This is a genomic window from Pedobacter alpinus, from assembly GCF_042684645.1.
Classification (GTDB): domain Bacteria; phylum Bacteroidota; class Bacteroidia; order Sphingobacteriales; family Sphingobacteriaceae; genus Pseudopedobacter; species Pseudopedobacter alpinus.
Genome location: NZ_JBHULV010000056.1, coordinates 1 through 13115, shown reverse-complemented (window position 1 = coordinate 13115; position 13115 = coordinate 1). Strand labels below are relative to the sequence as shown.

The window sequence follows — 13115 nt, the reverse complement described above, 5'->3', positions numbered from 1 at the left end:
TTTCTTAGGATACAAAAAAAGCAGGATGAAAGTCCTGCTTTTTTTATTAATTGATTTTCATTGAAACCTGAGATTGATTATTAATTCAGCAAACAGTTTAATGTTCTATATATCGGTTTAAGCTTTTAGTTTAAAGCTTTGCGCCTTTAAAAAGTGTTAAGCATCTATTTAATCTTCTGCTAAAAACGGATACCTATAATCTGTTGGTGGGTTAAAGGTTTCTTTAATGGTACGTGGCGAAACCCAACGTAAAAGATTAACCATTGCGCCAGCTTTATCATTTGTACCCGAACCTCTTGCGCCACCAAATGGTTGTTGCCCAACTACTGCACCGGTACATTTATCGTTAATGTAAAAATTACCTGCTGCATTTCTTAAAGCTACCGAGGCTTGCTCTATAGCATAACGATCTTGTGCAAAAACAGCTCCGGTTAAAGCATAAGGAGATGTTTCATCAACCAGTTTTAATGTAGCTTCAAAAGCATCATCCTCATAAACATAAATAGTTAAAACGGGTCCAAACAACTCTTCGCACATGGTGGTGTATTTTGGGTTACTGGTTAATATAATAGTAGGTTCTATAAAATAACCTTCTGTTTTATCGTAATTACCACCGCAAATTATTTCTGAGTCTTTGTCTTTTTTGGCTTGGTCTAAATATTTAGCTAACTTATTGAAAGATTTTTCATCAATAACAGCGTTCACAAAATTGCTAAAATCTTCTGTGCCTCCCATTTTAAAAGAAGCAACATCTGCCAGCATTTTTTCTTTCATTGCTGACCATAAAGATTTTGGAATATAAGTACGAGAAGCAGCAGAACATTTTTGTCCTTGATACTCGAAAGCACCACGAACTATGCCGGTTACAGCCGCTTGCCAATCGGCAGATGGATGCACCAAAATAAAATCTTTACCTCCGGTTTCGCCAACAATACGAGGGTAGCTTTTATACTTGTGAATATTGTTCCCAATAGTTTTCCAAATATGTTGGAATACCGCAGTTGATCCTGTAAAATGTATCCCTGCAAAATCTGGATGGTTAAAAACAACTTCGCCAACTTCTGGTCCGTCAGCATAAATTAAATTTATAACGCCATCGGGCACACCAGCTTCCTTAAAAATTTTCATCAATACGTTTGCAGAATATACTTGCGTATCGGCGGGTTTCCAAACTACCACATTGCCCATCATGGCGCAAGAGGTTGGCAAATTACCAGCAATTGCAGTAAAATTAAATGGAGTAAGCGCAAATATAAAACCTTCCAAAGGGCGCTGCTCTAACCTATTCCACACTCCACTGGGCGATATTGGTGGTTGTTGCTGATAAATTTCTGCCATGTAGCTTACATTAAAACGCAAAAAGTCTATCATCTCACAAGCAGAATCAATTTCGGCTTGAAAAGCATTTTTAGATTGGCACAACATCGTGGCTGCATTTAATTCGTAACGATATTTTGTAGCAATTAAATCGGCCGCTTTTAAAAATATAGCTGCTCTGTGTTCCCAAGCTAAATTTTCCCAATCATTTTTTGCCGCTAAGGCAGCATCAATCGCTTGCTTAACATGTGTTGTATCCCCATAACTAAATTCGCCTAATTTGTGTTTATGGTTATGTGGCGGAGATATTGTTTTTTTATTTTTTGTAGTTACTTCTTTGCCTCCAATATACATTGGTATATCAATTTCTTTACTGCGAGCTTCTACTAAAGCATTCTTAAGCAATGCTCTTTCTTTTGTTCCAGGAGCGTAACTGTATATAGGTTCATTTGTTGGTGTAGGTACTTTAAAAAATCCTTTTAACATAAAATTTTTTTTGTGTTTAGTTTAAAGGTAAGGTTTTGTGCTTTAAGACAAAGTAATTTTGATGTTATACTGCTATAAACTGTATGTTATTTATTTGCTACAATAGTGCAATAAAAACTTGATAAGCTATATTTGACTGAAAATTCAACATGATGATTAAAAAAAATATATTTCCTTTCGCTTTATTAATTGCTAGCATGTCTCTGGTATCTTGGGGCGTTGTTGCGCATAGGTCTATCGCTAAAATTGCAGAAAATCATTTAACTCCGAAAACCAAAATAGCGGTTACAGCTTTACTTGGAACAGAAACAATACCACTAGTAAGCACTTATGCAGATGAGGTGAGGTCGGCAAAAGAATTTTCCTACACCGCTCCATGGCACTATATCAATTTAAAACAAGGTTTAAATTACCAAGAGTATGTTGTGGCTTTAAAAGCAGATACCGGAGCAAACGTTTACAATGCTTTACTAAAAATGGAAAAGCAGCTAAAAGATGCTAAAAGCAGTAGAGAAGAAAAGGTATTTGCTTTAAAATTTATTATTCATTTAATTGGAGATTTACACCAACCTTTTCATGTAGGCAGAGGTGAGGATAAAGGAGGAAATGATATTAAAGTAAAATTTAGAGGTAGAGAAACAAACATACATGCACTTTGGGATAGTGGTTTGGTAGAATATAACGGCTTTAGTTTTACAGAAATGGCTACAGCTTTTGATAATGTGAGCGAAGAAAAAATTAAACAATGGCAAAATGACGATGTAACTGTTTGGCTATTTGAATCATACCAAATAGCAACATTACTTTATGCTGAAGCAGCAGAAAACTCAGATTTTGATTATACTTACTATCCAAATCATTCAGAAATTTATAAAGAAAGAATGCAAAAAGCTGGAATTAGGCTAGCAGGTTATTTAAATAAGATTTATAAGTAAATAACTTTACAGATAGAGAAGGGCTTTACAGATTAGTTTGTAAAGCTTTTTTTTGTAATCCTCTTTTTATTAAATTTTGGTGTAAATTAGTTCTATAACTTTTACGGTTTTGAAAAAATTAGCAATTCTTTTTTCCTGCTTAATCAATTTATGGAGTTTTGATGGCGTTGCGGAACAAATTATAGAAACAACCGTTCTTTCTAAAAAAAGCCAAATTTATTTTCATTCTTTAAAAAACACTTCAAACTTTACTTTAAAAAACCAAGGCGACTTAAAAACTATAGTTTATATAAGGGTAGGAACACAAAACTTGTATAAGTATCACTCTATTGATGTTTTTAGGTTACAACAAGGTTTTAATTATGCCTTAACTTTAAAAGTTGACAGCAAAAACCAAGTACAAAATGGGCCATTAACTCCTTACCATCAACGAAGCAACAATCCAGATTTGCAAACTTTTAAGGTAGAGATATTACCAAATCAAGTATTAAAGCTATCAGTTTCGATTAATAATTTTGAATTAAAAGCTGCAGATAACACTATCCACATTTACAATCCCGAAGCTTATTACGAATTGAAGAACAAAGAAGACAAAGCGGTTAAAACCAGTCTTTACATTTCGTTATTGTTTTTAGGAAGTTTAATAATCATGGCTTTATTTAGTTTTTTAATTTATTTACAAAATAAATCGAGTGATTTTTTAAGCTATGCAGGTTACTTAATTTTTGTATTAGCTTTTAGCATCATTGCCGATTTTCCGGTAAAATTCAACTCGTTTTTTATTTGGGATTATCCACAGGTTTTTATCCAATCTAAAGAAACTTTAGTTTTTGCTTACCTTATTTGTTACCACCTATTTTTAATTAAATTTTTAAAGCTTAAAGAACGTTTAAAATCTGTTAATAAAGGCTTAACAATTATTAATTACATTTTTTCGATAGTTATTATTGTCAATATCATCTTATTAATATCAACCAATTTAAAGCTTCAAAATATAGCTTTTAAGGTAAATAGTGTACTGCTTTTTGCTGTTATTCCGTATTATGCTTTTATTATTTATAAGTTATTTAGAGTGAGGCATTATAATTTCTACAAGTATATTTTATGGGGAATTTTGTTCTTTTATTTAGGAAACATTGGAGGCACTTTTAGCCAAGTTTTTGGTTGGAAATTTTTGGGGCTTCTCCCTAATAACTATACTCAAATTGGGACATTTATTGAGCTTTGCTTTTTCTCTTTGGGTTTAGGAGGTAAAATGGTTGAAGAAAGCAGAGAGAAAATTAAATATCAAAAGCAAGTTTTAGAAGTGCAAATGATGGCTTTGCAGGCACAAATGAATCCGCATTTTACTTTTAATTGTTTAAACGCAATTAGAAATTTAATACTTCAAAACCAAAATGATAAAGCGTCAAGTTATCTTTTAAAATTCTCCAAATTACTGCGTTTAACACTTGAAAACTCCATCAGAAAACAAATTAGTTTAGAAGAAAACATTACTTATTTAGAAATGTATTTGGCAATGGAAAGCTTAAGATTTGGTGAAAGCATTAATTACAGCATAAACAAAAACATGATTAAAAATGGTGATTTAATTTTTTTGCCACCCATGCTACTACAACCGTTTGTAGAAAACGCAATTAAACATGCTTTTCATCAACAAGCAGTAAATAAAACTATTAAAATATCATTTACAGAGCATTTAAATATTTTAGTTATTGAAGTGGAAGATAATGGTATTGGTATTCAAAAACACCTCAATTTATCTCAAGCAGATTATAAATCAAGAGCAACAGAAATAACAAAAAATTATTTAGCACAATGGACCAGTTTATACAACAGAAAAATTGATTTAACTATAGTGGATAAACATGATTTAGAAACTAAAGAGACGGGAACTTTAGTGAAAATAAGTTTAGAACTTGATTAATTACGTTCTATCTGATTAAAAATATCAATAATTTTATCTTTATTGTTTTTTGACACGCTGATTTTTTCCCCGTCTTCCATTACCACATAGCCACCATCGTTTCTTAAAAACTTTTTTAAATACAAGGGGTTAATTAAATGTGATTGATGAATACGTATAAAACCATTTGTAGATAATAAAGTTTCTACTTCTTTTAAGGTGCGGCAAATTAAATAGCTCTCTCTATTTTTTAAGTAAAAGTGGGTGTAATTACTATCAGACTGGCACCTTATGATTTCACTTATCTCTATAAACTCTAATCCATAGGTGGTAGGCAGGGCAATTTTAGATCGGGTTATTTGCGAGTTTTGCAAAACATCCATAAAAAAATTAAAATGGTTTGTTGCCAAGTTTTTTTGCGATTTATTCTCCCATTTTACCAAACATTCTAATAATTCTACTTCGTCAACAGGTTTTAATAAATAGTTTAGTGCGCTATATTTGAATGCTTTTATCGCATATTGATCATAAGCAGTGGTAAATACAACATCAAATTTAAAATTTCCTATTTGCCCTAATAATTCAAATCCGTTTATGCCAGGCATTTCAATATCTAAAAATAAAATATCAAATTCTGTTTTTTTGATAAACGTTAAAGCTTCTATAGAGCTGTTGAACTTTCCAATAATTTGAACAGGCTTTGCAAAGCTTTTTAAAAGAATTTCTAAAGATTCAGTACAATGCAATTCATCATCAATTAGTACAACTTTAATCATATTCAAATTTAACTTATTGTAAATAATATTTTAGTTCCTATAGCCATTTCACCATCAAAGTTGTCTTTTATTTCGTAAGATATACAATTACTGAAATTTTCATTAAAAAGTTTTATTCTTTCCTTAGTCAAATCCATACCGTATGATTTATGTTTTTTAAGGGTTTCACCTTTTTGCAAAGCCGATTGAGCCCTGCCAATTCCATCGTCCTCAATGATAAAATGATAAGAATTATTCTTTTCCGGATTACTTTCTATCGTAATGTTTAATGTTTTTGTTGGATTTAAACTGGGTAGTAAACCATGCCAAATAGCATTTTCTACAAAGGGTTGTAATAGTAAAGGCGGGATAAATATTTCGTTGGTATCAACATCATCATGAATATTTATGTTATAAAAAAATTGATCGTTAAAGCGGTTGGCTTCTATAGCTAAATACAAAGAAAGCGCTTCTAACTCGCTACTTAAGCTTACTAATTCTTTTTTGCTATGTTCTAAAACCAAACGTATCAGTTTAGAAAACCTGTTTAAATAATCAGCAGCTTTATCATTTTGGTTGCTTAAAATAAAATATCGGATAGAGCTTAAACTATTAAATAAAAAATGAGGATTCATTTGAGAGCGTAATGCCATCATCTCCGCTTCAGCTAGTTTTTTCTCGTAATTTATCTGTAGCGTGGTAATCTTTTCTTTTTCAATTTCTTGGTTTTTTTGGATAATTTCTTCCGTACGGATTTTGATTTTTTGTTCTAATTCTTCGTTAGAGTTTTTTATTAATTTCTGATTGATTTGGAGCTGATTGATTAAAGCATCTTTACTCTCTTTTTTTTCATCTTCATTTAATTTTATTCGATAGCCAATGGCTAAAGAAAAGCATAAAACCTCGGCTAAAATCCCTAACTGAAAAATATTGGCTGCTGATAGGCCAATTTGATAATCGCCAAATAACCTAAAATTTGCATCAGCCAAAGAAGCTATAATTCCGCCAATTAAATAGAATAGCGCTCCTAAAAAAAAGTAATCAACCACTGGCGATTTTACTTTGATATACACCCAAATAAGTAAGCCAATATTTAATGGAAATAAAATAATTCTGGTGCCAATAAATAAGATATTTCTAAGCTCAAAATCAAATAAGGTAATCATCATAAACAAATGAAGTCCAGCATAAACCAAATAGCAATAGCTTAATATTTTCAGGAAACGAACTAGCTTTGTATCATAATCTCCAATATTTAAAAGCTCAATCACAAACCAATTGTAAACCGCAAAAAATAGGAATTGGATAGGTTCATTTATATATGACCGCATAATGGGGAAATAATCTATCATGCTTCCAATCCATGTGATTTTGTTAAGCCTAGTAAGTGCATAAATAATTGTTCCTAAGAGGTATAATGAGTAGTATAAATAAAGTTTTTGGTAGCTTTTAAAGTAGAGAAAAATCATGAAAAGGAATATAAAACCTATTGAGCCTATAAACAAAATCACGATGAAGGTTTCTTTTAACTTGGCGTTTTGATATTTTAAAATTTCTTCACTATAGGTTGATTTATCTTCTATAGTAATATTTAAATCGGGATTAACATTTCTCTTATTGTAAATTTTTAAATAAACCTGTTGAGTTTTTTGCGGTGCTAACTTAAAATTTAAATAATAAGAAATATTAGGTATTTGAAGCTGTGGAGTAGGGCAGTAAGTACCCGTTTTGCCTTTTAATTTCAAAATATTACCTTCTAAAAGATAAATTTCTGCATAATCATTGTTGCCGGTGTAAATGTACCATTCATTATAACTATCAATATTGTTATATAAGTTAAGCTTAAACCAATATGCACTTTGATGATTGATTTTTATATTCCGTTTTTCATTGCTAAATAATTGTTTATTAACCGTCTTTATGCTTGCTCCTTTTTCTGTTTCTAGAACTTGGACATCAGGCATATCAAAAAAATAAGTATATCCTTTTAGCGCTGAAAGTGGGATTGCGTTTTGCCTGTTTTGCGCAAAACTTGCTAAACTAAATAGACAAACAATAAACGGACTTATCCATCTGAACATGCACATAAAATAATTTATTTGCTGGCTAATAACAATACCCAATGAGTATATGTAGCATTTGAATGAGTATTTAGCTGGTTTTAGGAATTCTTTATAATGAGGGCCTAAAACCGATATTTTGAACTAAAAATCAAATACTTACTCAAGAAGGTTAAATCCTGTCCAATAATCTCCAAATTCTTACTGGCTGTTTTTAGAGGCTACCAACAACATAGTTTTGGGTAAAGAAATAAATTATACTCAAATGAAAAAGTTAACTTTAATAACCACTTTAATGTTTTGTGTAGCGATAACTCAGGCTCAAACGGAAACACTAAAAGAAAAACTCGCAAGAAAATTAAAAGAGGCAAAAGATCAAAAAATTGAAAAAACCATTGATAAGGCACTTGGAAAAAGCGAAGAGAAATTGGATAAAAGTGTAAATGGAGTAATTGAAGGTAAAGAGAAAAAAAACAAAGCCGACAAAGAAAACACTGAAGAAACTAGCAATACCTCAAATCAAAGTGGCACAAGCAACGCAAACACCTCTCCTTCTGCTAAAATTTCGGCAACTTCAAAATTTGATTTTATATCTGGAGAAAAGGTTTTGTATTATGATGATTTCTCCAGAGTTGCAGTAGGCGATTTTCCTGCTGATATTAACACCAACGCCAGTGGCGAAGTGGTAACCTTAGAAGGCAAGGAAGGTAAATGGCTCAACATGACTAAAAACGGCGCTTTTATTCCTGATAATATTAAAAACCTACCAGAGAATTTTACACTAGAGTTTGAGGTTGGGATTGATAAAGATCCATCAAATAATTACTCGGGTTTGGGATTAAACTTCAACATCAATAACGATCAACTTTTTAAAGATATGTTTTTTGCTAAGGGAACTTCCATAGTTTACCTTCACCCAGGGGCAGCACAAGCTACCATCTCTATTATACCAACTCAAGGAACCGATATTTCTAACGAAATACCAATGCCACAATGGGATGTAAATAATAAAACTTTTGCTAAAGTTTCTATTTGGAGACAAAAAGGAAGGCTGAGAGTTTACGTAGACCAAGATAAATTGATTGATATTCCTCGCTTTTTTACCGAAAACCAAGTGTACGGTTTTGCCTTTTTCAGGAATTTTTTTAGAGAATGCAATGTTTTTATAGGCAACATAAAATACGCCATTGCACCTGCTGATACCAGAAGTAAATTAATTACTGAAGGTAAATTTGTAACCCGCGGAATTTTGTTTGATGTAAACTCAGATCAGATTAAACCAGAATCAAATGGAGTTTTGAAAGAAATAGCCGCTGTTTTACAGGAAAATCCAACAGTTAAAGTAAAAATTATTGGTCATACCGATAGTGATGGCAATGCAGCTTTAAATCTTGATTTATCTAAACAACGTTCTGCGGCAGTAAAAAATGCTTTAAGTACCGTTTTTGGTGTGGATGCTAGCCGTTTAGAAACAGATGGTAAAGGCGCTGCCGAACCATCAGAACCAAATACAACCCCACAAGGCAAAGCAAATAACAGAAGAGTAGAATTTATTAAGCTATAATAATGGGTTTTAAGCTGTTGCTCTTTATTTGCTTTAATTTTTCATTGCTTACGCAGGATGAAAGCTTTGTAGAAACTTTAGCCAATACCTATTTGGTAACTAATAAAAGTAATACAGGCATCACAAAAATCAGCCTTGATACAGAACATAAGAAGCTAAAGGTTTGGGAAAGTTGTGTACCAAAAGATTGCGATTGGGGGATTACCAGTTACCAACAAAAGAACAACACCATTACAGCTTTTTATGCAATGGGCGACATAAAAAAGCAATTAACCATCAGTTTATTAGATAATAAATCGACGATGAACGCCGAGATAAAATATCAGGTAAATCAAAAATTAACCAAAGTTGTGAGCTATCAACTTAAGGCTCAAAACAATAGAATTAAATAAAAAACGAAATGAAAAAAATTATCAAATTATTGATCATCGTTATGGTAATGATGACAGGAGTACAAGTAAGTTATGGACAAAATTTTACAGCCTTATTTGGTACATGGCGACCAAGTACACCAATAACTAATACTCAGTACACCAAAATTACCTTTGTAAATTTAATAGCTAATACCAAAGCTAAAATTTCAGATGCGAATAATAATCATATAGAGTATAATTTAAAAGCTATTCCAAACGGCGGACTAGAAACTCTTTTACCAATTGAAATTAAAAAGCTGTATGGATATGACGCTAAAAAAGTATTTGTGCGCCTTTATAATCAAAACAATAGGTTAAGAGTAGTAAGAAAAGTTTATGAATATGATAGAAATGGCACTTTATTAAATTCAAATCCAACAATAGATAGTATTATTTATGAAAAAGCTATTTTCAATAACAATCTAAATCCAAATAAACCAACTAATTTGCAACCGGGAAATTTGATTAATAATGGCACTATCATCAAAAAATATTTAGATGTTAATGAAGATGGTACTAATAAAAAACTACCCATAGCCACTTCTTATAACATTACTAACGTCAAATTCCAGACATTGTATGTAGACGATGATAAGGATTGTAATAAGAAAACAAGCGAGTTTTCTAATAACAAGGCTGAATTTTTTGGAGATATAAAAATAAAAATATTTAAATCTGCAACTGCTCTTAATTCTGATTTAGGCAGGATATTTAGTCAATATTTTAAAGGAAATCTTTTCAGTAGCTACTTTATAGAATTAAACGCTCTAAAATTATCAACCGAGACTTATAAAAGTAATTTTCAAGTTGCTTCGGCAGACTATAATCAAACTAGAATCGTGTTTTTTGGGAAATTAATGGAAATAAATCCATTGATAGATGGTGAAAGTGGTTGCGAAACCGAAATTGATTATTTATTAGGAAGTAAAAATGGTGACTCATCAAAAGACTTATACCTAAAAGATTTGGTTAACGGAGATAACTACATCGACTTAAAGACCAGTAAAAATACCATGCGCATCCACTTTACCATTAAACCTAACTAACTGGTTGATATGAAAAAATTAGTTTTATTGATACTGACAATGGTTTCGGTTGGAGCTTTAAAAGCCCAAACACCTGCCGAGATTGAGAAAGCTCAAAAAGAGGCTATGCAACAAATTAGCAAGCAATTAAATTGCGATACACTTTCTAAATTGTTAAACGCTCAGTATAATGATTTAGATAAAACGCAATTAACTAAAGAGCAACTAACCCAATATGAGGCAAATATTGATAGCCAGATAAAAATTTGTAAAGAATATGCTCAATTTTTAAAAACAGGAAGTTATCCTAACACATCAGAACCAGAAAATGAAGAAGTCAGCAAGCCAGAAACTAATTTAGAAATAGGAGAGAAAAAACCAAATATTAAAAGTTTAGAAATCTCTGCAGGTTATAAAATCACTTATTTGATAAAGGATGAAGGTAAAACAGATAGAATCGATATGTACTTATCAGATACAAGTCCAAATTATACCATCAGCGCAAAAGATCCCGAAACAGGGCAAAAGTTTTATTCGATTTATAAAGCTAACGAGAAGAAAATATACAGTGTAGCTCAAAATATGGTGATAACTATGGATATGAATGCAAATCAGAAGAGTATGTTTGGAGATTTTGCTCCAGATTTCTCAAAAATTCAAAAGTATAAATTAACACCAACTGGAAAATCTAAAACGATAGCTGGCTACTTAAGTCAGGAGTTTTCTGGAAAAGATGAAGAAGGCAATCCGACTAAAATTTGGATAAGTTACAGCCTAAAAACAGGAAGCTACATTATGCCAGGCACAAAATATGTAGAAGCCGAAAGAGCCATTTATAAAAAGGTATATAGCAATGATAATCAAGGCTTTTTCTTAGCTTTTAATACCGTAGCTTCTGGTGGTACAACCGAAATGATTGCAGAAAGCATCCAAAAAATAACCGCCCCTATATCTATATCTGTTGAAGGCTACAATTGGGTAGACAGAAACCAAATGATGAACAATTTAACCCCACCTAAAAATTAATATTTAAACAAAAAATCATGAAAAATTTAAAAATCACTTTGATTGCAATTTTAATTGCAACGGCAAACTCTTTTGCCCAAACTTTACCTCAAACCGTAAAATACGACTTCAAGTTTGATTGGCTTGCCGCTTACAAAATCAACAAGTTAGACATTACTACAGATAATGTAATGAGTATTGGTTATTGAAGATTGTTTGTGAAAAACAAAAACACAGGTAATGATGACCAAATACAGCCTACGGGTTTCTCTTACATTGGCAACTACGGAAGAGTGTTTGAAGTAAGCAGAGCTGGCGCTTTTGAGATGAAAAATATGGGCGTAAGATCTATTATGAATTCGTCTGTTCGTTTCCAGTTTGAGCCTGCTAGATATGGCTACAAAACCATGGCAGATTTATATGATAACGCCTATTTTAAAATAGTTGCAGAAGTAAAACTACGTAGAATGCCAAACGATGAGAATATTGGTAAAGCAGAATCAATCATCTTTTTGAAAGACGCAAACATTAGTGCTAAAAATGTTGATGGTGCCAGAAATTCAAGTAATGCAGCTACAGGAAAAGGTTTTTTTCGATTCAATAAAGGCGACAAAAACATTGGTATTTTATATAGTATCAAACCAGTTAACTAAACAGCTATTCCAAAAATAACAGCTGGTTAATCAATGGTTAATCAGTTGTTTTAAAGTCAATATCATGAAAAAATTAGTAATCATATTTTCAATAATTGCCGCTTCATTAAGCGTAAAAGCACAATCAATTTCAGGTGCAATCAAAATAAAAGAGCAATCTAAAGTAGAAATTCAAGCAAAAAACAATAAAGTAGTAAGTATTTATGCCACTTTCAGAGAAAATCAATATCCAATTTTATTCAGTTTAAAAGGAGCCGATTTACCTTATAACTCAGAGAAACAACAAGTTGTAAATATTCAGTTTATCACTACTGTTAAAAAGGACGGAAAAATTATCGCATCTATTCCAAGAAAACCTATTCCGTTTTTTCCTGGAGATATGCTGATGCCTGTAGAAACCTTTGATTTTATCTCCATTTTATCAAGCATCCAAAAAAATGGATTAGATAAAGTTTCTGAAATTCCGGCTGGTAATTACGAGATTGTTTTAGAGGCTAAGGTGTCAGAAGTAAAAGGAGAAATATCGCCATTAAGCCTTTTTGTTAAATTTTAGTTGATGTATTTAAACACTTGCACTGTGCAATGCTCAACATTACAGCTATTAATTGCAGCTAAACAAATCCACCGAACTAAAAATTTTTAGGAAATAAATTAGCAAAAAAAAATAGCAAAAATTTAAGGCGTTATCATACATGTTATCTCTAAAAGAAATAACTATTACGATAGCGCTTTTTTTGCTAAACTAATAAAAAGGTCAAATTTCATATCAAAACATCGTATTATTATTTTTCAATCCTTTAATTAAGTTTCATTAACACCCACCCTTATATTTTTTCGAAATTTTTAAATTAATTTGCTAAGTCATCCTGGTCTTTACTGCCATAACACTAAAATAAATCCTAATATAAATTACCAGTATCAGTAAATTCCCAGGGTCAACGCATGAAAAAAGTAAAAAATCGTAGGGTTATTCACATAATGTTAGTTTCTGCTTAA

12 protein-coding genes are annotated in these 13115 nt (G+C 31.6%); 9 read left to right on the top strand and 3 right to left on the bottom strand.

Translation table 11 applies throughout. The features are described from left to right. Nucleotides 1-168: 168 nt before the first annotated feature. Nucleotides 169-1803 carry an L-glutamate gamma-semialdehyde dehydrogenase gene (gene pruA, locus ACFSSE_RS17440; RefSeq protein ID WP_379045193.1) on the bottom strand — a complete coding sequence of 545 codons (1635 nt, stop codon included), beginning with the start codon at nt 1801-1803 and terminating at the stop codon, nt 169-171. 149 nt (nt 1804-1952) lie between these two features. Here pruA and ACFSSE_RS17435 point away from each other — a divergent pair, with 149 nt between their 5' ends. Then, nucleotides 1953-2738: a S1/P1 nuclease gene (locus ACFSSE_RS17435; protein ID WP_379045196.1), complete on the top strand. Its 786-nt coding sequence runs from the start codon at nt 1953-1955 to the stop codon at nt 2736-2738. A 109-nt stretch (nt 2739-2847) separates the two neighbouring features. Continuing rightward, complete coding sequence (locus ACFSSE_RS17430; RefSeq protein WP_379045199.1) at nt 2848-4665, top strand: sensor histidine kinase; 1818 nt, start codon at nt 2848-2850, stop codon at nt 4663-4665. On the opposite strand, the gene ACFSSE_RS17425 is transcribed toward ACFSSE_RS17430, so the two are convergent. Further along, nucleotides 4662-5420 carry a LytR/AlgR family response regulator transcription factor gene (locus ACFSSE_RS17425; protein WP_379045202.1) on the bottom strand — a complete coding sequence of 253 codons (759 nt, stop codon included), beginning with the start codon at nt 5418-5420 and terminating at the stop codon, nt 4662-4664. The two genes, ACFSSE_RS17430 and ACFSSE_RS17425, sit on opposite strands and share 4 nt — an antisense overlap. 8 nt (nt 5421-5428) lie before the next feature. Next, nucleotides 5429-7480 (bottom strand): histidine kinase, encoded by a 2052-nt coding sequence (locus tag ACFSSE_RS17420; RefSeq protein ID WP_379045205.1) that lies wholly within the window; start codon nt 7478-7480, stop codon nt 5429-5431. Nucleotides 7481-7724: 244 nt separating this feature from the next. On the opposite strand from ACFSSE_RS17420, the gene ACFSSE_RS17415 reads away from it, so the two are divergent. The 7 genes from ACFSSE_RS17415 (at nt 7725) to ACFSSE_RS17385 (ending at nt 12672) form a co-directional block, all read left to right on the top strand. Next, entirely contained in the window at nt 7725-9023 is a 1299-nt protein-coding gene (locus ACFSSE_RS17415; RefSeq protein ID WP_379045208.1) for an OmpA family protein, read from the top strand. 44 nt (nt 9024-9067) lie between these two features. Beyond that, nucleotides 9068-9415: a hypothetical protein gene (locus tag ACFSSE_RS17410; RefSeq protein ID WP_379045211.1), complete on the top strand. Its 348-nt coding sequence runs from the start codon at nt 9068-9070 to the stop codon at nt 9413-9415. Nucleotides 9416-9423: 8 nt separating this feature from the next. Further along, nucleotides 9424-10482: a hypothetical protein gene (locus ACFSSE_RS17405; protein WP_379045214.1), complete on the top strand. Its 1059-nt coding sequence runs from the start codon at nt 9424-9426 to the stop codon at nt 10480-10482. Nucleotides 10483-10491: 9 nt separating this feature from the next. Beyond that, nucleotides 10492-11487: a hypothetical protein gene (locus ACFSSE_RS17400; protein ID WP_379045217.1), complete on the top strand. Its 996-nt coding sequence runs from the start codon at nt 10492-10494 to the stop codon at nt 11485-11487. Nucleotides 11488-11504: 17 nt separating this feature from the next. Further along, on the top strand, nt 11505-11675 hold the full coding sequence (locus ACFSSE_RS17395) for a hypothetical protein (RefSeq protein ID WP_379045220.1): 171 nt from the start codon (nt 11505-11507) through the stop codon (nt 11673-11675). Between the two features lie 9 nt (nt 11676-11684). Beyond that, a complete protein-coding gene (locus ACFSSE_RS17390) occupies nt 11685-12119 on the top strand; it encodes a hypothetical protein (RefSeq protein ID WP_379045222.1) in 435 nt (144 codons plus the stop codon). A 64-nt stretch (nt 12120-12183) separates the two neighbouring features. Next, nucleotides 12184-12672, top strand: coding sequence for a hypothetical protein (locus ACFSSE_RS17385; protein ID WP_379045225.1), 489 nt, complete (start codon nt 12184-12186; stop codon nt 12670-12672). Nucleotides 12673-13115 lie beyond the last annotated feature (443 nt).

Coding starts and splice junctions, on each gene's coding strand:
- pruA (WP_379045193.1), bottom strand. CDS start 1,803: ATGTTAAAAGGATTTTTTAAAGTACCTACACCAACAAATGAACCTATA.
- ACFSSE_RS17435 (WP_379045196.1), top strand. CDS start 1,953: ATGATGATTAAAAAAAATATATTTCCTTTCGCTTTATTAATTGCTAGC.
- ACFSSE_RS17425 (WP_379045202.1), bottom strand. CDS start 5,420: ATGATTAAAGTTGTACTAATTGATGATGAATTGCATTGTACTGAATCT.
- ACFSSE_RS17420 (WP_379045205.1), bottom strand. CDS start 7,480: ATGTTCAGATGGATAAGTCCGTTTATTGTTTGTCTATTTAGTTTAGCA.
- ACFSSE_RS17415 (WP_379045208.1), top strand. CDS start 7,725: ATGAAAAAGTTAACTTTAATAACCACTTTAATGTTTTGTGTAGCGATA.
- ACFSSE_RS17405 (WP_379045214.1), top strand. CDS start 9,424: ATGAAAAAAATTATCAAATTATTGATCATCGTTATGGTAATGATGACA.
- ACFSSE_RS17400 (WP_379045217.1), top strand. CDS start 10,492: ATGAAAAAATTAGTTTTATTGATACTGACAATGGTTTCGGTTGGAGCT.
- ACFSSE_RS17395 (WP_379045220.1), top strand. CDS start 11,505: ATGAAAAATTTAAAAATCACTTTGATTGCAATTTTAATTGCAACGGCA.
- ACFSSE_RS17385 (WP_379045225.1), top strand. CDS start 12,184: ATGAAAAAATTAGTAATCATATTTTCAATAATTGCCGCTTCATTAAGC.